The 19710-nt window shown below is 49.4% G+C and carries 21 protein-coding genes; 9 read left to right on the top strand and 12 right to left on the bottom strand.

The features are described from left to right. Positions 1-149: 149 nt before the first annotated feature. The 4 genes from IQ268_RS14655 (at position 150) to IQ268_RS14640 (ending at position 6336) form a co-directional block, all read left to right on the top strand. On the top strand, positions 150-1505 hold the full coding sequence (locus IQ268_RS14655) for an alkaline phosphatase PhoX (RefSeq protein ID WP_193880175.1): 1356 nt from the start codon (positions 150-152) through the stop codon (positions 1503-1505). 790 nt (positions 1506-2295) lie between these two features. Continuing rightward, the gene (locus IQ268_RS14650) at positions 2296-4041 is read left to right on the top strand and encodes a C2 family cysteine protease (protein WP_193880173.1); all 1746 of its coding nucleotides are present in this window, start codon (positions 2296-2298) and stop codon (positions 4039-4041) included. 181 nt (positions 4042-4222) lie between these two features. Next, positions 4223-5128: a phytanoyl-CoA dioxygenase family protein gene (locus IQ268_RS14645; RefSeq protein ID WP_193880171.1), complete on the top strand. Its 906-nt coding sequence runs from the start codon at positions 4223-4225 to the stop codon at positions 5126-5128. Positions 5129-5196: 68 nt separating this feature from the next. Next, complete coding sequence (locus IQ268_RS14640; RefSeq protein ID WP_193880168.1) at positions 5197-6336, top strand: iron-containing alcohol dehydrogenase; 1140 nt, start codon at positions 5197-5199, stop codon at positions 6334-6336. 37 nt (positions 6337-6373) lie between these two features. Here IQ268_RS14640 and IQ268_RS14635 read toward each other — a convergent pair whose 3' ends face one another. The 3 genes from IQ268_RS14635 to IQ268_RS14625 all read right to left on the bottom strand — a co-directional run bounded on the left by IQ268_RS14635 (position 6374) and on the right by IQ268_RS14625 (position 9000). Next, entirely contained in the window at positions 6374-7642 is a 1269-nt protein-coding gene (locus IQ268_RS14635) for a cell wall metabolism sensor histidine kinase WalK (protein WP_228035371.1), read from the bottom strand. Positions 7643-7963: 321 nt separating this feature from the next. Then, the gene (locus IQ268_RS14630; RefSeq protein WP_228035370.1) at positions 7964-8482 is read right to left on the bottom strand and encodes a response regulator transcription factor; all 519 of its coding nucleotides are present in this window, start codon (positions 8480-8482) and stop codon (positions 7964-7966) included. Positions 8483-8622: 140 nt separating this feature from the next. Further along, a complete protein-coding gene (locus IQ268_RS14625; RefSeq protein ID WP_193880161.1) occupies positions 8623-9000 on the bottom strand; it encodes a NirD/YgiW/YdeI family stress tolerance protein in 378 nt (125 codons plus the stop codon). A gap of 238 nt (positions 9001-9238) precedes the next feature. Here IQ268_RS14625 and IQ268_RS32895 point away from each other — a divergent pair, with 238 nt between their 5' ends. Continuing rightward, positions 9239-9364 carry a hypothetical protein gene (locus IQ268_RS32895; protein ID WP_255527198.1) on the top strand — a complete coding sequence of 42 codons (126 nt, stop codon included), beginning with the start codon at positions 9239-9241 and terminating at the stop codon, positions 9362-9364. Between the two features lie 7 nt (positions 9365-9371). Here the strand turns inward: IQ268_RS32895 and rppA are convergent, their stop codons facing one another. Beyond that, positions 9372-10052, bottom strand: coding sequence for a two-component system response regulator RppA (rppA, locus tag IQ268_RS14620; RefSeq protein WP_193880158.1), 681 nt, complete (start codon positions 10050-10052; stop codon positions 9372-9374). Positions 10053-10112: 60 nt separating this feature from the next. Between rppA and IQ268_RS14615 the strand changes: the two genes are divergently transcribed. After that, the gene (locus tag IQ268_RS14615; protein ID WP_193880155.1) at positions 10113-10505 is read left to right on the top strand and encodes a hypothetical protein; all 393 of its coding nucleotides are present in this window, start codon (positions 10113-10115) and stop codon (positions 10503-10505) included. A gap of 273 nt (positions 10506-10778) precedes the next feature. After that, on the top strand, positions 10779-12368 hold the full coding sequence (locus IQ268_RS14610; protein ID WP_193880152.1) for a hypothetical protein: 1590 nt from the start codon (positions 10779-10781) through the stop codon (positions 12366-12368). A 93-nt stretch (positions 12369-12461) separates the two neighbouring features. Here the strand turns inward: IQ268_RS14610 and IQ268_RS14605 are convergent, their stop codons facing one another. Then, complete coding sequence (locus tag IQ268_RS14605) at positions 12462-12695, bottom strand: hypothetical protein (protein ID WP_193880149.1); 234 nt, start codon at positions 12693-12695, stop codon at positions 12462-12464. Positions 12696-12768: 73 nt separating this feature from the next. On the opposite strand from IQ268_RS14605, the gene IQ268_RS14600 reads away from it, so the two are divergent. Beyond that, complete coding sequence (locus tag IQ268_RS14600; protein WP_193880146.1) at positions 12769-13179, top strand: hypothetical protein; 411 nt, start codon at positions 12769-12771, stop codon at positions 13177-13179. Between the two features lie 56 nt (positions 13180-13235). Here the strand turns inward: IQ268_RS14600 and IQ268_RS14595 are convergent, their stop codons facing one another. Further along, complete coding sequence (locus IQ268_RS14595) at positions 13236-14660, bottom strand: cell wall metabolism sensor histidine kinase WalK (RefSeq protein ID WP_193880143.1); 1425 nt, start codon at positions 14658-14660, stop codon at positions 13236-13238. A 12-nt stretch (positions 14661-14672) separates the two neighbouring features. Further along, positions 14673-15044: a response regulator transcription factor gene (locus IQ268_RS14590; RefSeq protein WP_193880140.1), complete on the bottom strand. Its 372-nt coding sequence runs from the start codon at positions 15042-15044 to the stop codon at positions 14673-14675. A gap of 158 nt (positions 15045-15202) precedes the next feature. On the opposite strand from IQ268_RS14590, the gene IQ268_RS14585 reads away from it, so the two are divergent. Continuing rightward, a complete protein-coding gene (locus IQ268_RS14585; RefSeq protein ID WP_193880137.1) occupies positions 15203-15346 on the top strand; it encodes a hypothetical protein in 144 nt (47 codons plus the stop codon). Positions 15347-15427: 81 nt separating this feature from the next. Here IQ268_RS14585 and IQ268_RS14580 read toward each other — a convergent pair whose 3' ends face one another. From IQ268_RS14580 to IQ268_RS14560, 5 genes are all read right to left on the bottom strand, one after another. Next, the gene (locus IQ268_RS14580) at positions 15428-15673 is read right to left on the bottom strand and encodes a hypothetical protein (protein WP_193880134.1); all 246 of its coding nucleotides are present in this window, start codon (positions 15671-15673) and stop codon (positions 15428-15430) included. Next, positions 15657-15932, bottom strand: a complete 276-nt coding sequence (locus tag IQ268_RS14575) for a BrnT family toxin (RefSeq protein ID WP_193880131.1) — start codon at positions 15930-15932, stop codon at positions 15657-15659. Before IQ268_RS14575 ends, IQ268_RS14580 begins: the two co-directional genes overlap by 17 nt. Positions 15933-15992: 60 nt before the next feature. Next, positions 15993-16226: a hypothetical protein gene (locus tag IQ268_RS14570; protein ID WP_193880128.1), complete on the bottom strand. Its 234-nt coding sequence runs from the start codon at positions 16224-16226 to the stop codon at positions 15993-15995. An 843-nt stretch (positions 16227-17069) separates the two neighbouring features. Beyond that, positions 17070-17897 carry a helix-turn-helix domain-containing protein gene (locus IQ268_RS14565; RefSeq protein ID WP_193880125.1) on the bottom strand — a complete coding sequence of 276 codons (828 nt, stop codon included), beginning with the start codon at positions 17895-17897 and terminating at the stop codon, positions 17070-17072. 169 nt (positions 17898-18066) lie between these two features. Next, positions 18067-19521, bottom strand: a complete 1455-nt coding sequence (locus IQ268_RS14560; protein ID WP_193880122.1) for an HNH endonuclease — start codon at positions 19519-19521, stop codon at positions 18067-18069. Between the last annotated feature and the right edge of the window lie 189 nt (positions 19522-19710).

The following is a 19710-nucleotide window of genomic DNA, read 5'->3' as shown; positions in this document are numbered from 1 at the left end:
TCGGTTGAGCAAGAATCCGAGATTAATAAGGGCGATCGCTTGAAGCAATGGAAGCGATCGCCCTTTTGCCGTTAAGGTGGATGGAATAGCTCTCCTAACTTCGTTTCTATTTCTCTGTCAATCCATTCAGGATGTCACGAAGAATTGACATGCCAGTATCGCGTCGCCAATTTTTTACATGGGCCAGCATGAGCGCTGCCGGAGCCGTCATCGCCGCTCCGTTAAAAGCCTTTTACGCTCAGGAAGCAGTGCGATCGCGGCTAGGGGATGGGCGATCGAAACAAGCCAGTCAGTTGATCTTAGAAGACGTGGGGTATGGCGCACTTCAGCCCGACCCGAACGGATTGCTTGATTTGCCAGCCGGATTTCGCTACCACGTTCTCTCCAGAGAAGGCGACATCATGAATGATGGCCATCCGGTGCCCGGTGCTTTTGACGGCATGGCCGCCTTTGCTGATGCCCACGGCAACACTGTTTTGATTCGCAATCATGAACTGCTGCCCGACTCCAGCACCCAAATCGTTGCCCCTGCGGGGAACCAGTACGACCCTCACGCCAAAGGTGGCACCACTACAGTAGTGATAGGGGGCGATCGCACTCTCCTGCGTCAATATACCTCCCTGGCTGGCACCTGTCGCAACTGTTCTGGAGGGGCAACCCCGTGGAATTCCTGGATTAGTTGTGAAGAAGATACATCTACGCCAGCTACGAGTGGATGGATACACCGGAGCCGCGTTTCTAAACCCCACGGATACGCCTTTGAAGTGCCAATTGCAGCAACCGCCGCCGTTACGCCCGAACCGTTGGTGGCAATGGGACGATTTAAGCATGAGGCGATCGCGGTTGATCCGCGTACGGGCGTTGTTTATCAGACCGAAGATCAGATAGACGGATTGTTTTATCGGTTTATTCCACACACACCGGGACAACTACAGGCGGGTGGCGTTTTGGAAGCGCTTTGCATTCAGGGGCGATCGCAAGCCATTACGCGGGCAAACGTTCCCATCGGGCAACCCATGCCTGTGGAGTGGGTGCGAATTGCAGCCGTTGATCCGGTTGAAGATACCGTCCGCATGGAGGGATTTGCCAAAGGAGCCGCCCAATTCTCACGGGGTGAGGGCATCTGCTACAGCAATGGTGAACTTTACTTTACCTGCACCAATGGAGGAAACAGGCCGTATGGACAGGTTTGGCGCTATATTCCCGGTTTAACCGTTTCCGATGGCGGCACCATTGAACTGTTTGTCCAACCCGACAATGCAACCGTTTTAGACTTTCCAGACAATTTAGTCATGGCACCTTCTGGCGATTTGATGATCTGCGAAGACGGCAGGGGCGCTCAGTATGTTGTGGGGTTAACGCCAACTGGCCGACTATACAAGTTTGCTCGCAATGCAATCAATCGTTCCGAATTTGCCGGGATCTGTTTTTCACCAAACGGGCAAACCATGTTTCTCAATATTTATCAGCCCGGAATAACGTTTGCGATCTGGTCGGAACCTTAAGCCAAAAAATTGGTAAGCATTGAAGTTTTAGCTTCAATGCTTACCAACGGTAGGCAAACTATCTCAAGCGAGTATTGCAAGCAAGATGATATGCAGCCTTATTCTTGAGTTACACAGGGTTTCAGTCTGAGCGCTTTTTTATGTGGCAGAGCTTGATTCCAGGAGAATCATTCTGTGTTCACTAAAAATGACAGACAGACTGAGATGTGAAAAACAGATACTTATCACAAATCGATTCAGGAAAACACAAGACTTGCACAACGACTTTCATCAATTAGTCAACTAGCTCTAGACTATTCCCACCACAGAAACGACCACCTTTGAGAGTTTCTCGCCTCCTTCCAAACTAAGCCGCTTAAAGGGAGATCCCTTTTAGAGCTTCGGTCGAGAGAGGGAGCGGCGCTTTCTGCTCCAGGAGATAGCTAAGCTGCCAATGGTAGAAATTAAACCCTATGACCTATTAGTAAGGCAATGCGGCATTTAAATCAAGCCCCTACATAGAATTAGGTTAAATGGCTGAAAGATGGGTATTTGTCATAGGCCAATTGGCTGAATATTTCGCAACATGCTAAGCCAACTAAAGTAATCTATTCAAACAATTGGCTTACTTAAAAGTACGAATCTATCATCATAAAACGGTCAAATAAAAGTCGTTCTCTAAGCCAAAAGGCTTTATCTATTCCGCTCTTTTACTAAGCCAAAAAGCCCATAATTTAAGCCTATTTCTGGCAGACAAACTTCTGTTCAATGTGGGAATTTAGTACTATCCCATTCAGAGAAGAAACTTAAAATGTCTGTCGATCGCGCCGGAAACAGAATTGGTCAAGCTAAATTTATTAGTATTCGTTCCAATTCTTCAACTCGTCAAGAAGATTGGATTGGAGGCGCTGATCGCAAAGACTTCTACGGAATTCGGCTCACCAATCGCAGTAGCCTAACGTTGTCCCTTAAGGGTTTAAAAGCCAACGCAGATTTGCTTTTACACGATCGCCAAGGGAACGTTTTACAAACCTCTAATCGTCCAGGTACGAAATCGGAAACGATTAACCAAACGCTGGAAGCAGGCACCTATTTTGTTCAAATTCGAGCAGGCGCTCGTCAGGAAACATCTTACAAGCTCAACTTGTTTGCCACATCAGTTCAGAGCGGCATCTCTCAAAGCAGTCCCCGGTTTCAAGGCAGCATTACAACGAATTCGCCATCATCGACGGCGACGCCCTTAACATTCTCCCCAGTTCCATTATCCACAAACACCCCTTCTACCCCTTCTGCATCGCCTGAGCCGTTCCCCTCATCGATGCCCGCAACGACCGTCTCTGATGTTAAGACGGCTGATGCTCCTGTCTCCACTTCCCCCACACCGGGTGCGATCGCCCCAGCCCCTACCAGTGCTACTACCCTGTTTGGCAACCCCAAACCCGGCTCATCCTCCACATCACTCATTCCTGACTGGTTTGATCGCAACATTCAGGATGCCGAGCTAAAGGCGATCGCTCGTTCTCGCTTTGCAGACAACCGTTTAGACCGTACCGATGTCGTTGATATCCTGCGAAACGCCAAAGATGGCAGCAAGATCGATAAAACTGAACTGACCGATCTTCGCACTCTGGTGAACAGCGCATCCTATTTGCAGATTCCAGACTATGTGCGAGTGCTGGCAGATAAGGTTGTCAACGGGAACGTGGCGAACGAACACTACAAGGGCGATCGTTTGGGCAATCTGGTCGCAGACAGCCTGGATACGCACATGGAAAAGCTAATTGATAAATGGTTTTTGGGAGGCGATCGCCCTGCAACCTCTTACACCTACCGCTCGACCAGTGGCGCGTTGTTCCAAAACGGCATCGACTACCGTGATGTTGCTCAGGGAACGCTTGGCGACTGCTACTTCCTGGTGGGACTGACAACCACTGCCTTTCGCTCGCCTGAGATGATTAAAAACATGTTCATCGATAATGGCGACAACACCTACACCGTTCGGTTGTATAACCAGGGCGTTGCCGACTATGTAACGGTCGATCGGTATTTGCCCACCAACTCTGCCGGACAATTTGTTTACGCGCAGGGAAGAGGCACCTCGTACAGCAGCACGTCTAATGAGTTGTGGGTGGCCTTGGCCGAAAAGGCATATGCTCAACTGAACGAATCGAAGTGGATTGGGCAAGATGGAACCAACTCTTACAACGGCATTGAGATCGGGCACTCGGCTGTCGCCCTGACTCAAATTACAGCACGAAACGCGGTGTACAACGAGCTGACAACCGCCTCAACAGACAGCAAAGCCATCCAGGCATTCAACTCAGGACAACTCATCACCTTTGGCACTAAAGGTGAGGGTCAGATCGCTTCTAATCTGGTTCCTGGACATTCCTATGCTCTGGTAGACTACAACTCGTCCACGCGAACGTTTACACTTTTCAATCCCTGGGGAGTCGATGGGGGATACTACAAGTCAACCTATGCGCCTGGATTCGTGAAACTCACCTGGAGCGAGATTACAGCTAACTTCAATGAGCAGGTCTACACCACAGCTTGAAATATGGGTTGACAAGCAGGCTGCTGGGAAGCATCTATTCCAACGCCTGGTTAACTGAGCAATGTTCCTGGGTTGGTTTTTGAGCGTTTTATCGGTCAATTAGCCATAACCGTACGCAGCGATACAACTCGATCGCCCGTGTCTTGTTATAACATGTGACGTTAAGACGGGGGAACAGCGTATGGATCGTGAGCCGATTCAGTTAACAGCCGAAGCCATTGAGCGCTTCCATCGTGATGGTTTTTTGGTCGTTGAGAACCTGTTGGATGCAGATTTAGCCAGGCGGGTGGGCGATCGCATTGAACCCTTATTTCACGGTAAGTTTGAAACCGGAATTTATCCCGACGAATGGCATTGGCGTGCCGGGTTGAGCTTGCCCGATGTCACCCGCGAAATTTGCAATGCCTGGAAAAGCGATTTGGCGATCGCCAGTATCGCCCTCTCCGCCGAAATTGGACGCTTGAGCGCTACGCTAGCTGGCTGGAACGGCGCACGAATTGGGCAGGACAGCGTTTGGATGAAGCCTGCCGGAGCCAAAGAAGTGGCGCTTCATCAGGATGGCACCTACATCAGCTACATTGACCCACCCGAAATGATTACCTGCTGGATTGCCCTGGATGATGTCACCGCCGAGATCGGCACGATTGAATATGTGCCGGGGTCGCACCAATGGGCATTAATCACACAGATGGGCGAGTTTCACGCCCCCCACTCTGATTACCGCAGCGCTATGCACCGAGCTGCCGCAGAAGCCGGAGTAACGAACCCAACAGTGGTGCCAATTGAAATGGCGGCTGGAAGTTGCGTGATTCATCACGGTAAGACCTGGCATGGGTCAGACAAAAACCGATCGCCCGATCGCACCCGTCGCAGCCTCGCTGTTCATACCCTCAGTTCTGAAGCCCAATTTCAACCCACTGGAGCCGCCTACATCTATGGGCGTTACAAGCGGGTGGGTGATACCACGATGGATGAAAACTTTTTCCCCATTTTGTGGACAAAGGACGGGTATCGATCGCCCCACCTGGCTGACTATTGCGACGATGCCATTGTGCGATCGCATCATCGGCAAACGGTTGGAGTTTAGGGAATTGAGATTTCCACCCATTACTTCATCTGCCAATTTACCCGCCAATTCACCAGACGAAGCGACCTATGGGCATTTATGAATTTTGCTTTCCAACAACCATTCGGTTTGGGGCAGGGTCGCGGCATGAAATAGCCGATGCGCTAAAGGCAGCAGGGGTTCAACGTCCGCTATTGGTGACCGATCGCGGCGTTGTGTCTCTTGCTTTCTTTGAGGAAATGCTGCACTCGTTCAAGTCGGCTGGCTTGCAAGCGGCTAGCTTTAGCGACCTGGAAGGCAATCCCGTTCAGTCGCACGTCACTGCTGGGGTGAGTGTTTTTCAGGCGCATGAGGCAGATGCGATCGCAGCCGTGGGTGGCGGTGCCGCAATGGACGTGGGAAAAGCGATCGCGCTCATGGCACACCATCCGGGCAACCTGTTTGATTACGAAGACGGCAAGCCGGATGCTCGTCCGGTCGATCAACCCATTCCGTATCTGGTTGCGGTACCTACCACCGCTGGTACCGGCAGCGAAGTGGGGCGCAGCAGCGTCATTTCCGATGACGACACCCACGCCAAGAAAATCATCTTTTCGCCGCACATCTTGCCCAAAACGGTCTTTGCCGATCCAGAATTGCTGCTGGGGTTGCCGCCTAAAATTACAGCGGCTACGGGTATGGATGCGCTGACCCATTGCGTTGAAGCCTATCTTGCCAAAGGATATCAGCCCATGTGTGACGGCATTGCCCTGGAAGGCGTGCGGCTGGTGGCGAAAAGCTTGGCAACCAGCGTACACAACGGTACTGATTTGAACGCTCGCAGCGATATGCTGGCCGCTGCCATGATGGGGGCGGTTGCCTTTCAAAAGGGGTTGGGTGTAACCCATTCCTGTGCCCATGCGCTCTCGACGGTGTATGACGTGCATCACGGGTTAGCCAATGCGCTGATGATTCCCTACGCCATGCAGTTCAATTTGGCAGCCGTTCCGGAAAAGTTGGCAATGTTGGCAGCAGTGGTGGGGGTGGAGCCAACGGGCGATCGCTTTATTGACTGGCTGGAAACGTTAAAAGCAGAGGTGGGGATTCCCAAAACGCTCTCGCAAATTGGAGTGGCAGAGCACAAGGTTGATGAACTGGTGGCGGTGGCCTATGCCGATGGCTGTCATCCTCTCAACCCTCGCGCCTGTAGTGCGGCTGATATTCGCAGTATTTACCTGGCGGCTCTGTGATGAACTGTGATGGACTGTGATGGATTGGGTTCTGGGTTCAGCTCGCCGTTAATTTTGCCAGGAGAGGCAGCTCAATTTGAAAGGTGGAACCCTGATCTAACTGGCTTGTTACCGTGATTTTTCCGGCATGAGCCTCAACAATTTGCTGGACGATCGCCAACCCTAAGCCAAAGCCACCCGTATGGCGCGATCGCACCTTATCTGCTCGATAAAAGCGCTCAAAGATATGGGGTAAATCGCTGTCTGCAATGCCAACCCCGCTGTCTGTAATTTGCATGATGGCTCGTTGCGATCGCAAGCAGGCTTTAACGGTAACAGTGCCACCATCGGGCGTGTAGCGTAGGGCATTGCTGAGGAGGTTGGCAATGGCTTGGCGCAACAAATCTGGCTCTGCTTTGAGCAGCAGCGGTTGGTCTGGCAGGTCAGCCACCAGCGTGATGTCTTTGATGGCAGCCTGGTGGCGAAACTCGTTGAGCAGCGATCGCAACACCTGAACTACATCAACCGATTGCAGCGAACCCGGTGCCAATCGTCCTTCATTGCGTGCCAGAAACAGCAAATCGCCGACCAGTTTTCCCATCGATTCGGCTCCTTTGACAATTTTTTCCAGCCGAAACTGCTGCTCTTGCGGCTCGGCAGGACTCATCAACCCAACGTGGGCATGGTTGACGATCGCCGCCAGCGGTGCCCGCAGTTCGTGGGATGCATCTGCCGTAAAGCGCTGAAGCTGGCTGTAGGATTGCCGAATCGGCTGCATGGCTAATCCACCCAGAAACCAGCCTGTGAGGGCGATCGCACCCAGGGCAACGGGTACACCAACCACCAGAAATAACCGCAATTGCCACAGGTCGTTTTCCACCGGAGTGAGGGGCATGGCCACCTGAAGAAACCCAATCAATACCCCGTTTTGCAACACGGGCAAGGTAAGCTGCCGCAGCCGGACAAACGGCACGGTTGAGGTATAGCTCTGCAAGAAAGCCAGTTCGCGATCGCCCTCTACAAGGGTTTGAAACCCCAGTTTGCTTTCTAACCGCTGTGGTGGAATGTCTCCCGAAAATTGAATTAACTCCCGTTCAGGGCTATACCAGCGGGCAAACACCAGGGTCGTACTCAGGGGTAGGGCATCACTTCCCAAAATTGGCACGTTTTCTAGATCCACTCGCCGCCGATCCTGGTAATTTCCGTCTTCAACACCCGCTGCCATAAACTGACAGATATCGTATAGCCGTCGATCAAATGCCTGCACCTGGTCTTTGGCTTCCAGAAAGTAAAGCACACCTGCAAAGATGATCAGGATGCTTCCCATGGAGAGCGTAAACCAACAAGCAAGGTCTTGACGACTGCGGTTGAACATGAAAATCGAGATTTAAACTCACTAACTGGGGTTGATGCACTTGAGCCTGTACTGAAGCTCAACTTCATGCATATTAAGCTGTAAAGCAAAGTAAGCAGACCCACATTGAAGAGCGATCGCCTCTGCCCCTTAATTACAGCCATTTTCATTTGCATTCACCACGCCTCAAACCCTACACCCATCTTGGCGAGACTGTGGCTGACTCGATTGAGAACTGCTGTAAGCCTATATCTGAACTGTTACAGTGAGAGCGTGAGGAAGATATAACCAGCGCTACAGCAGTGCCCGAACTCGTTCGAGCAGGTCTGAAAACTTAAATGGCTTCATCAGGTAATCATTTGCGCCATATTGAAAGCCAAGTTCTCGATTTTGCAAACTGTCTGAAGCCGTCAAGATCATGATAGGCAAGTGATACCCCTCGTGGCGAAGATCTTGAAGCACATCAAATCCGTGGCGATCGGGCAGCATCAAATCTAGAATGATGAGATCAAACGGCTCATTGCTGGTTAAATGCCACGCTTCCCAACCATCCTGAGCAACCGTGGTAATGAATCCTGCCTGCCGCAACCCTTTCTCTAAAAAAGCAGCGATTCGCGGTTGATCCTCAACAATTAAGATGCGGTTCATCTTGTTGAAATTCGGCTGCATTAAGTCAACCGTTTGATGACTCGATCGCCCCTGGTTTTGCTTTACCCTGCTAACCAAAGGATTGGCTAAGGGATTGGTGGTGGCGATCGCCATCACCGTTGAATAGTTGTTGCTCATCTCTATGCCCATTTCAACTTGAAACATAGCGAATGCCTCTAAGGGCGTAGCACCCAGCAGGTCAACCCTGAAATAAACTCAGATGTCTTGCCCGTCGCTTGCTTCCCGCAGGGTTATGCCACGTCCCTATCAGCACCTCTGACATCAGGTGCCAATCTATCAGCAGTTTAGTCGTCTACAACCAGCGTTTCACCGCTTTCTAGCGTAATGGTGACTGCATCAAATTCGTTGTTGTCATACTCTCCAACGACGGTAATTTGATCGCCCGCTGCCAGGTTGGCCTGCCGCAACACATCATCATCTGCATCGACGCGAATTTCTTGAGTGCCGTCGTTGATGATAACGTCATCGTCTTCTACGCGGACAACTTCACCGGAAATGGTTACCGAGTTGGGATTTTGAGCCGTTTCCGTATTTGTCTGCGGTTGCTGGGCCGGAGGGCTAGCTTGAGTCGTGGGGACGGGTTGAGCCGTTTGGTCTGCCGCAGGCGTACAGGCCGCCAAAGCCGCGATCGCCAAACTGGTTAAAAGAATGATACGTTTCATGGTGGTTCTCTCTAGAATCTATACATCGAATGGAGTGGTCTGTGCCTATTCCTAAGAGGGTGTCTGAGAATGGCTCAACATTCTAAATTAGCCCCCTAAATCCCCCAATTTTGGGGGACTTTGAAACAGAATTGATTCGGAAGTCCCCGTTCGGCTGAGCGCTCACGTCGAAGCCAAAATTGGGGGATTAGGGGGCGGTTCGAGTTGGAGCTTAGCACTTTTAAGACATCCTCTAAGAATGAAGGACAAACATCACACCAAGTTCACAGTGATTAGATTACAGGTAGACGATCGCCTCGTTCACTACCGGATGATATACGTCTCTACAGTACCGAAGCGATCGCCAAATCCCAGTGATGAGTAGAGTTTGCTCATTCCCTTTCGGGTGGAGCAAGGCGATAACCCATGCCATAAATCGTTTGTAGCCACTCGTCTGCACCGACCGTCTGTAAGCGCTGCCGCAAGCGGTATACCAGTGTGGCCACCGCTTTGCTCTCCGGGAAGGTATTCCACTCCCACAGCGATTGCTCAATTTGATCACGGCTTAACACTTGTTTGGGATGGCGCATCAGGTATTCCATAAGCTGAAACTCCCGTCCGGACAGCGAGGCCGTCGTACCTTGCCGCTCTAGCATGAGAGTCGTGAGGTGAAGCTGAAGGTCATCAAGATGCAGGCTGTCTCCTTGCCACAGGGGCGATCGCCGTCCCAGTGCCCGCACCCGTGCCAGCAGTTCCATTGCATTCACGGGTTTGACTAAATAATCATCTGCCCCCACATCCAGCCCCGTCACTTTATCGGCGATCGCGTCTCTGGCGGTCAGCATTAAAACAGGAGCGGTCTTCCCTGCCTGGCGGAATTGTTTGCAGAGGTCAATGCCGCTAACGTTGGGTAACAGCCAATCCAAAATTAATAAATCGTAGGGTTTGGCATAAATTAGCTGTTGGGCGATCGCACCATCTTCGACACCATCCACCACATGCCCCGATTTGATGAGAACGGTGCGAAGCGGCTCTAATTGTTCCGGGTCGTCTTCCACCAGTAGAATTCTCATATCGTACCTAGACTACCCTTTTCTACATCACACTGGCGTTTTACAGCCTTCTACATTCTCATGCTTAAATCTTCCTGGCGATCGTCTTTGAGCAGATTGAATTTAGCCGTTTGGTTGCCGCTGCCTCTGGTTGGGCTAGGGTTCCTATTGGGCACCGGCTGGATTACAGAACGGGTTATGTCTCATGCTTATGAAACAACGGTTCAGCTCCAGTCAGATGAGCAGCCTCAGGTTAACCTTTCTCTCACGGTGCGGATTGTGGCGATCGAAGCAGAAATTGACCGACGAGAAGACGTAACCGAAGTCACAGTGAAAACCAGCGACTCTATTTTGCGAGAGCTAGAGATGGATTTTCCGGTGACGGAGTTTGCTGAGGTGGAAGATGCGCTGGTGCAAGAGTTGGGACTGTCCCGCGAGCTAGTCAAGCGGCTGACGCGCTACCGCATTGACTAAGATGCTCCCATTGGGATAGAGCGATCGCCATGACCTCTACATCAACCCTCAACATCTAAGACAAAAGCTAGACGACGGATTAACACAACGGTGAAACAATAAGCGAACCGCTGGCGAGGATTCCCTTTCTAGCACGCTGGGGTCGAATCGGGTGTTAAACAGCGATCGTCGTGGCATTAACCATGATAGTGTTGACGTGATGGCGTTGCATGAACGCCTGCTGTTCCCCTGTTGCTGTGGTCAAGTGTTGAATGGTTTATTGGCCGTTAAAAGATGACAGAGTTGCAGCAGGGTTCAAGCGTCAAACTGTTGGGTGCAGGGCGATCGGGGCAGGTCTTTTTGGTCGATTCCCACCAGGGCAACGTTGCCCGCAAGATATTCTTTGAAGACAAAATAGCCACGTTCATTCATTACATCTTTTTTGGCGCGCCCAATCCCTATGTGTGGAACGAAGGGGCGATCGCATGCGCCTATTACCGCAGAAAAATTCTTAAAGAGCTGGTTCTCTTTTGGTTTGACGGAACGCTCGATGTAGCAGACGCGATCGCCACAAAATGGAATCCTGCCTTCAGAGCCTATCAACTCGATACCCAATTTATCTCAGGCAAACACATTGCTTTGCAACAACCGTTCCAACCGCACCAGCATCAAGAGTTAGATACTTTGTTGGCCGTGATGCAGCGGCTGCAACAGCATTTAATGGCCGCTGGGTTTGATGGGTTGCTCTGGCAAGCGGGCAAAGGCAGCCCCTCTGCTTTGAATAACTTCATGATGCAAACCGCTACGAACAGAGCGCGATCGTTTGTGTGGATCGATATGGAATCGGGGGTGCCTGCCCTGTTTCCGCTCAACGTTTTAGAGTTATTCCGGTTTTACCTGCCCAAATCCATTTACTATCGTCGTGCCTTGTTTGATGATGTAAATACGCAGCAGTTGAGGCGGTATGTTAAGGCTTGCCAGGCCGATTTAACAACCGCGATCGGTCAGGAACAATACGTCACTCTGTTAAGGTATATCGCTCAGTTGGCGCAGTATCAGCAGCAGTGGAAACAGATGAGGCGGGTCGATCGCAGCATTCAATATCAGCTCAAACGAGGATACATCACTGACGAGCAAGCCCGTTGGTATACGCAACATCCACTAGCCTGGTACGCACGCGAATTCGACCGATTCGTGGCCGTTTGCTTCAAAAAGCTGCTGATTGAACTTCCCCTAACACTCTTTAACAAACTGCTATCGACTCACTACCGGAAGCTGCTGCTGAAAGTATATTGTCTCATTACCTCCCAACGCTATCGGTTGGCGATCGCCAGAGAGTATGTTGCAGCCAGAATTGAGAAATGGCATCACCGCAACCAGTTAAACGATGATGAAGCTGATCATTTATTGCAGCGGTTGAACAGTGAGAAGGCGAGCGATTACCTGAATGATTTCAGCGTCCATCTTGGCCTTAAACTGTCGATCAAAGGTTTGGAGTATGTATTAGTTCCACTACTGTATGCCGTAGGATTCATTGATGGACTGATGCTGATGGTATGGCTAGTTGCAGGTGGGCCAGTGCATCGAACCCTGTATACAGTAGTTCGAATGATTCAAGCCGCATTCAACAGGCAAGAGATCCCGTGGGTGGCGTTTTGGGTTGGCCTACTGCCAACCGTTGGGTTTGTCGCGTATCCGGTGCAACTCATTTATTCAGCCGCTGGTAAGCAAAGCAAAATTGCTCAGTTTATTGTGTATGACTTCTTGACCAGGGTCGGTGAAAAAATTCCGGCATGGGGGGGGGAAGACACATTAACCGAGCATTTCTTTAATCATTGGGCCAGCCGAGTGATTCGTTTCATTGCAGCATTGGGTCGCAGGTAAAGGGTTAGTTGCCTGTCACAGTGTTCTGTGGAGTTTGGGGTTCACAGCGTTCAGGCTGACATTCATGGCGTTGCCGGATGAAGCCGTGGGCGGTTATCTGCGATCGCATCCGATATCCTCCAACTCTGAGAAACTTTGAAGGTTCGGACGCTTCCAGGGAGGCAATAGGGTCAAATCCATACCCCGATTCAGCAACGCCTGTTCATTCAGGGTGGGGTGAGTTACGATAACCCATCCTGAACCAGAATCAGGTGTTTGAGAGTTTTGCCAATCAGGTATTTGCCCCACAGGTGCCGAAATGTCATCAAACGCAGTTTTTTGTAGCAAACGCTACAGAAAGTTTTTTATAATCGTTTGGTAGAGACAAACGCAATTTACCCCTACGATTTAATAGAAGATTATGGCTCACGTACTCCGCCCCAATTCCTCTCGTCTCCTGGCTCGCCATCAGGACAACATGATGGCCTCTCTGGCTCACCGACTGGAAGTAGCCCGAACCGCTAACAATAGTCAGCTCGTTGCTCTGTTAGAACAGGAGCAGCGGCAACTGACCTCTAACACTGTTCGCAACAACATTGCGCCATTTCGCAAAACCGCGCCCCTGCCCACATCGCTGCTGAGCTGGTTGCAGACAGCTAGCCAACGCCTCGCTAAAGCCTTCTCCCGCCGCTCCGAGCTGAACGTGTGTGAGTTTGTCAATGGCAGCGATCGCTGGTGGTATGCTGTTGATCCACAAACAGGTCGCTATGTCTATGCCGATTCTGAAGCAGAGTTGCGGCTGTGGATTAAAGAAAACTATCCGGGAAAATAGTCAGCGTTCTGGTTCCGCTGGCTGCTTGCCAACCCAGTGCAGCCAGAGCCAGCCAGCTACAGACTGGATAGCGGTAGCCGAATGATAAAGGTTGCGCCTTGATTAACGGTGCTGCTGACCGCGATGCTGCCTTGATGGGCTTCCACAATTCGCTTCGCAATGGCTAACCCCAGCCCGGTACCACTTCCCTGGCGAGAAGGGTCTGCTGTATAAAATTGCTCGAAAATGCGGGAGAGCTTGTCTGGGCTGATACCTACCCCCTGATCTTGAACGGTGACAACGATGGATTTACCATCCCTCTGCCCCGAGATAGAAATCTGCGAGTTGGGTTTGGAGTGTTTAATCGCGTTGTCTAGAACGTTTAAGAAGGCTTGCAACAGCCGTTCTGGGTCGCCCTCTACCCGCAGATCGGCAACATTGAGTTGAGCGCTGATCTCTAGAGCTTGCATTCGCGTTTCCATTGCCCGTACGGCTCGCTCTAGTAATGGTTGTAGCGAAAGCACTTGCTTCTCTAGGGCAGTTGCTCCTGCTTCCAGTCGCCCCAGTTCCAGCAAATCGTGAATCAGCCGGGATAAGCGCCTAGTTTCGTCTTCTACCGTTTGCAGGAAGCGATCGCGCAGTTCTGGCTCGTCTTTCGCCCCTCGCCTCAATGCCTCAACGGTGACTTGAACATTGCTAATAGGCGTCCGCAATTCGTGAGACACATTCGCCAGGAATACGCGCCGTTCCTGATCTAACGAAGCCAGGCGCTCGCTCATCCGGTTCAATTCGTAGGCTAACTGATCTAGCTCGTTACTCTGGTGAATGGTGAGGCGATCGCCAAAATGCCCACTCCCCAGGCGAATCGCAAAATGTTGCATGGTGCGAATGGGTTTCGACAGACTGCGAGCCAGCCAATTACTAATTAAAGTACACAGCAAAATCGTTAGACCCAGCGTGCCCAACACTGTCCAGATGACGCTGGCAAACTGGCTTTGAAGCTGCTCCAATGTGATCGACATGCGGAGAACACCCCACACCTGCCCCTGCCGCAAAATCGGTCGTGCAATGTAGAGGCGATCGTCGTCTGACAGCACCCCTTTTGCCTTGCCTTGCATAACCTGACCGTTGAGTGCCGTTCTCACCCCAACGACCTCACCCCAGTTGACAACCTGTTGATCTAGCTGAGGACTAGAAGTTGCCAATAATACCCCTTGAGCATCGAAAATGCGAAGCGTCATGGTTTCTGCCGCACCATAGCGCTGCACCAGCAAATCAATGCGCTCAAGGTCTTCCTGCTCTACCTCATCGGCAATACTTTCGGTGAGGGCTGCACTCCAGTCGTTCAGGTCAGCCTGTCTGGTTTGAATAAAGTAGGCGTAAAAAGACCACAGGACATAGGCCGACAGGAGAGACGTGCCCAACGCCGTCAACAGCAGATAGGTTGCCAGCAGTTGCGTGTGAATGGAGTTCCACTTAATTTTGGCAAACGGCCAACGCATCTCGAACCCAGGCTAGTCGGTGGTTTGGCGATCGCGCAACACGGTTTCAATGCGGGTCAGCAAGTCGTTAGTGTCAAACGGTTTGGTGACATAGTCATCGGCACCTGCTTCTAAACCCCACGCTTTTTCAATATCCTGGTCTTTAGCCGTTAGCATCACAATTGGCACATCAGAAAAGGCTCGAATTCGCCAACAGACCTCCATGCCATCGATCTGCGGCAACATCAGATCGAGAAGGATGACATCAGGTACCTGTTTGTGAAACTGTTTGATAGCGTCGGCTCCATCGGCAGCGGTGGTTACGTCGTAGCCTTCTTTCTCCAAGGCGTACGTCAGGCTTTCCCGTAGAGGAGCTTCATCATCTACTAACAGAACATGGGGCATGGCTGATCTACTGAACATCGACTCTGGATCAACGACTATTGTATCTCTCTGGCCGTGTAAGAACACATATTGAATCACTGGATCAAGTTGCAGAGGTTGTTCCCACTCACTTCCAGCGGTTATTACCCTTTGTCGAAGCACTGAGCATAAACTGGCTCTTGGAGAAGCTGAGGCGATCGCCCCTAATCACTTGTCTCCACCATCACCTTCTGGAACGGTTGCAACTAACCCGATCGCCTCAAAACACAGTCTACTTCGATCGAGACTGTGACGTTTTGGATAAGCGCGATCGCCTTCAATGATCAGTGCAAGACCTTTGTGCGAAGCCAGATAACGTTCCGGTTGAGCAGCAACAAGCCGAATTGAAACAAAGCACGAAAACTTTATTCGTCTGCTCCAACCGGGTTGTTAGCTGGATGGCGCTGGGCAATCTGCATTAATAAGCGCAATGCTTCATTAACAGCATCGTCGTTCGGAAATGCCAGAGCTACATCAGGAGCTAGAAGAACAAGATTGGTTCCTGCTCGATAACGCTCAACATATTTTCCTCTAATTCCTCCCGCTAACTGAGAAAAATCATACTCAGGTCGTAACTCGTCGTCCATCTCATTATCAACTTCCTTCTTCATAAAATCTCCGCTCCTGACGAGTGGCTTTTCGGGCACTGATGATGCGTACTTTTTCTCCTCGGTCGGTGTGAGATACGATCAAAAGCTGCCCAAACCTGGACATACCAATGATAACGTAACGGCTCTCGCCAACTGAATGATCTGGATCTGGAAATGTGACTGATAGCAAATCGTTAAAAACAGTAGCAGCTTCCTCAAAGGAAACATTATGTTTCTCGTAGTTCAAATTTGCTTTATCTGGATTCCATTCAAATTTCATCCACAATCACTCACTGCCAACTATCCTCGAAGTCTAGCAGCTAATCCTTCTTCAGTCAGTTTAAGGGCAAGCTTCTTCTTTACGCAAAACTTTAACAAAATGTCCTGAAGCCCGCTCGAACAGAACATCAAATTCGCTGTTTGGCATTCTTAAATCAACTGAAACCAATTGAATAGGAAGTTCTTGCCGACCTCCACCATTTGTTAATCCGATACCAGCGCAAAGAATTATTGTGATCTCTCCGCCCCGTAAACAACCTAAAACTTTTGCTGGATAACGCCAATACTTAGACATTTTCGGTAGCAAGTAGATAGCCAGCTAACGGTTGTGTTCAGCGGCGGCTAGAAACCTTTGCATCTCACCAATAACTCTGTTCCGTCTGCTGCAACACGGTTGTGTACGCCCAGCATGGGCATGAATCAATGGGGTGAAAGTCCCCTGTAGGAGAACCAACGTCCAAATGATCCAAACGATCCGAGTGACGACAACTACTAGCTTAAGGCAAGGGCAAACCCGCGAGGGAATGTCTGGAGGAAGCCAGCGGCAAAGCTGCAAGCTGACGGACAGAAATGCCATAGAAGGCCGAGACCCTCAGGATGAGTTGGCACAACACAACGAAATCCACTGGTTCAAGGGGCACGGTAAATGGCGCAGTTGTGCAGTGAAGGTTCATGTTCTTATCTGGGGAGATCTGCCCAAATGGCGGTCTGGTGATTATGGGAGTCTGACTGAGGGCCATCTCGAAAGGGATGGACAACCCACAGAACCCTACGGTCATTCAGGCAGCGCGTCTGGTAGAAATGCTAGGCGTGATTGGGCAGAAGTCAGCAGAGGTCATAGTAGTCAAACGCTTAGCGTAATGGGTGAGATAAGGCGAAGGACCGAACTTCAAAGAGCAGGGAGGAGTCGCAAAGCTCGGCGAGGCGATGAACCCGGATGGGGGAGCCATCAGTCGGCGCTTAACTGCGTAGCCGACCCTGGACATCAATTCTTTGGAATTGAGCTGTCTAAACCTCTTTGGGGAAACGCCCCTTGCGGACCCGCATGAGGGGTGTTGTGGGGACGGGGAGGGAAAACCTCCCTGTTACCCGATTATGCTTTGACTAAGTAAAATACTCAAAGGGTTAGTAAGGCTTCTCATAGATCAGCAACATCAAGGAGTATCTCAATTCGCTTCTTTTTCTTTTCAATCATTCTGGCAATAAATTCTTCATAACTTTCCGCTGGATAATGAGGATTTGGAACAGATTTATATTGACTAGCAAGATCTTTAAGGGTAGAACCCAATAGCCCCAGTTGGGAGCTTATAAACCCTGTAGGAATGACATAGCTAGATTTGAGTAGCCCATACAGCATCTCAAGCTCTTCTATGTGTGTTCTTAAATCAATCTCATTCCTGGATGAGTAACCTGTTTCAAGCCGCTTATTAATAACATTCTGTAGCTCTTGATAATTTGCTTCTTCGGTTGAAGTGCCTCGCCTCACATAAATTTTATTTTTTTGAATTCCTTCACCTTCTGCCATTGAGATAAAAGGCAAATGCTTAGGATCAGTTCCAACAAGAATTACTTGAAATTTCTTCCCAACTATTTTGGGATATTCAGAAGCTTCATATGTAAAGTCTAAAATTTCTACCCTATCTGACAATACATTAGGTAGAAACTTCTGAGTTCCTTTAACAATCTCAGCTTTGTCCTTTAAATTTTCTACTCCTGTTGCCTCTAGCGTTTTATCCTCTTTCTCAGCAACTCCAACAACTATGCAGCCCCCGTCCGAGTTAGCTAGACCCAAAATATGTCGAGCTATTTTTGAAAGGCTTGACCAGTCTTCCTTAAAGTCAAGATGGGAAAATTCTCCAAGATTGTCTCGTATTAAATCTCTGAATTTATCGCGACTTGGGTTTTCGTAAAACTTAGCAAATTCTTCTTTAATTCCTTTCGGTTGAGATTTTGATGAGGTTGTCATGCTTGTAGAGGAAAAATATACATCCAATTGTAGCTACATTTCTGATTCAGGTTACTGATCCTAATTAACCCTTACTAGTGGATTAGAAGCATAACGTTCGTGGTCAGCGGCTGCCGATCACTTTTGCTACATCGCCAACGGCTTGCAACAGTCCGCTGCGCCACGGTTGTTAGCTTGCTGGCGGTTGAGTATTCTTGCACTTACTAAGAAAAGTTTCATAATGCTTACTAAGAGCATTTCGATCTGGTACAGCGTTTTGATCCTGCGGTAAAGTCAGTTTCCGACCAGCCAAGTCTTGGTAACAGGTACTGACAAGTCTAGGGGCAATTACTACATCAAAGGTATCCGATTGGATTGACAGTAGATGCAAATCAAACAGAGTATGTATGTCAGCTCTGAGCGGTAAACCATTTGTTGGGTGATTAGTTTCAGTTCCTTGATATGGGATGATATGTGCTGCTTCAATAGCTGACTCTACATCGCAATTAGTTATTGGACATCGACCACCGTAAGATTTCAGTAACTTACGCCGAAATTCAGCCTGTCCCTGTCTCTGTACAATGGAAGCTGTTATTCGTCTTCTAGCATCTTCAAGAGTCTCAGCATCAAAATACCCCTCAGATTCAATTTTCTGACGCTCAGCAGCTAACTCAAATTGCTCAGAGTTTTGGTCAATTGGTATTACACGCTCTAACGTTGGAACACTCCACACCTTAACTAGACCACCATCTTCGGTAAACGCAGTTGCATCTCCACTAGCCAGTAATTTCCCATCAGTACTGAAATTCATACTAATTGGCCACTTGAAATCTAAGTATTGCAACTTTTCGCTGCTTCTTAGGTTCCATATCTCAATCCCATTGCGTACTTCAAAAGCTAGAAGTTGACCAGTAGGATCAATTGCAAAGCATCTAGTATATTCGGACTGCTCAGCTAGGCTTTGTTGTATTTCTCCAGTCTGTACATTCCAGACTTTGATACCACCGCCACCACTACTAATTAGACTACTACCATCTAGAGTGAAGGCAACTGTGCCAATGTTACTAGAGTGCCCCTCTAAGATATGCAACTGCCTACCCGAATTGACATCCCATAATCTAACAGTATTGTCGTTACTTCCACTAGCCAAGGTTTGACCATCAGGACTAAAAGCAAGAGTATTTACTCTAAGATCATGTCCTACAAAAGTGCGGATTAGTTCCTTGTTATCAATACTCCAAAGATAAATAGTTGTTTTTTGTCCATCGGCAGTTCTGTATTTAATTTCTCCTCCACTTGCAAGTAACTTGTTATCAGGACTAAACACAACTGAATAAATCGGATCTTTGCGTTTGGCAAGCGTACAAATCAGGTCTTTTGTTTCTAAATTCCACAAACCAACCGTTTTATCAAGACTGCCGCTAGCCAAAGTCCGATTATCAGGGCTAAGACTGAGAGAGGGTATGGTATCCGTATGTTCTTCAAGAACAGAATCTATTTCTTGAGTGTCTAAATTCCAGAATAGGATTTTACTACCACTAACACTAGCTAACATTCCATCAGAAGTAATTGGAACTCCATAAATCCAACTGGAATGACCTCTCAATTCAGCCACGCATTTCCAAGTTTGGTTTAGATCAGACATGGCATCCAGATAATAACTACGTCTAAAAGTGAACTATCAGCAACTCCCACACCCAGGGATCAAGCAAGCTAACAATTTATTCTACAGAGCTTTGCTGTTGATCTACCCAGATTTGGATGGATCAACGGCTACTTTGCTGTAGATCCATCCCATATGACTAGATCAACAGCGGGGTTGCTGTTGATCTAC

The sequence above is a fragment of the Oculatella sp. LEGE 06141 genome (genome assembly GCF_015207605.1).
GTDB lineage: Bacteria > Cyanobacteriota > Cyanobacteriia > Elainellales > Elainellaceae > Oculatella.
This window is presented reverse-complemented; position numbering and strand designations above follow the sequence as displayed.

Coding starts and splice junctions, on each gene's coding strand:
- IQ268_RS14625 (WP_193880161.1), bottom strand. CDS start 9,000: ATGAAACGTATCATTCTTTTAACCAGTTTGGCGATCGCGGCTTTGGCG.
- IQ268_RS14655 (WP_193880175.1), top strand. CDS start 150: ATGCCAGTATCGCGTCGCCAATTTTTTACATGGGCCAGCATGAGCGCT.
- IQ268_RS14560 (WP_193880122.1), bottom strand. CDS start 19,521: ATGTCTGATCTAAACCAAACTTGGAAATGCGTGGCTGAATTGAGAGGT.
- IQ268_RS14635 (WP_228035371.1), bottom strand. CDS start 7,642: ATGGGAAGCATCCTGATCATCTTTGCAGGTGTGCTTTACTTTCTGGAA.
- IQ268_RS14575 (WP_193880131.1), bottom strand. CDS start 15,932: ATGAAATTTGAATGGAATCCAGATAAAGCAAATTTGAACTACGAGAAA.
- IQ268_RS14645 (WP_193880171.1), top strand. CDS start 4,223: ATGGATCGTGAGCCGATTCAGTTAACAGCCGAAGCCATTGAGCGCTTC.
- IQ268_RS14590 (WP_193880140.1), bottom strand. CDS start 15,044: ATGCCCCATGTTCTGTTAGTAGATGATGAAGCTCCTCTACGGGAAAGC.
- IQ268_RS14570 (WP_193880128.1), bottom strand. CDS start 16,226: ATGTCTAAGTATTGGCGTTATCCAGCAAAAGTTTTAGGTTGTTTACGG.
- IQ268_RS14600 (WP_193880146.1), top strand. CDS start 12,769: ATGGCTCACGTACTCCGCCCCAATTCCTCTCGTCTCCTGGCTCGCCAT.
- IQ268_RS14565 (WP_193880125.1), bottom strand. CDS start 17,897: ATGACAACCTCATCAAAATCTCAACCGAAAGGAATTAAAGAAGAATTT.
- rppA (WP_193880158.1), bottom strand. CDS start 10,052: ATGAGAATTCTACTGGTGGAAGACGACCCGGAACAATTAGAGCCGCTT.
- IQ268_RS14630 (WP_228035370.1), bottom strand. CDS start 8,482: ATGTTTCAAGTTGAAATGGGCATAGAGATGAGCAACAACTATTCAACG.
- IQ268_RS14595 (WP_193880143.1), bottom strand. CDS start 14,660: ATGCGTTGGCCGTTTGCCAAAATTAAGTGGAACTCCATTCACACGCAA.
- IQ268_RS32895 (WP_255527198.1), top strand. CDS start 9,239: ATGAAGGACAAACATCACACCAAGTTCACAGTGATTAGATTACAGGTA.
- IQ268_RS14615 (WP_193880155.1), top strand. CDS start 10,113: ATGCTTAAATCTTCCTGGCGATCGTCTTTGAGCAGATTGAATTTAGCC.
- IQ268_RS14650 (WP_193880173.1), top strand. CDS start 2,296: ATGTCTGTCGATCGCGCCGGAAACAGAATTGGTCAAGCTAAATTTATT.
- IQ268_RS14610 (WP_193880152.1), top strand. CDS start 10,779: ATGACAGAGTTGCAGCAGGGTTCAAGCGTCAAACTGTTGGGTGCAGGG.
- IQ268_RS14640 (WP_193880168.1), top strand. CDS start 5,197: ATGGGCATTTATGAATTTTGCTTTCCAACAACCATTCGGTTTGGGGCA.
- IQ268_RS14580 (WP_193880134.1), bottom strand. CDS start 15,673: ATGAAGAAGGAAGTTGATAATGAGATGGACGACGAGTTACGACCTGAG.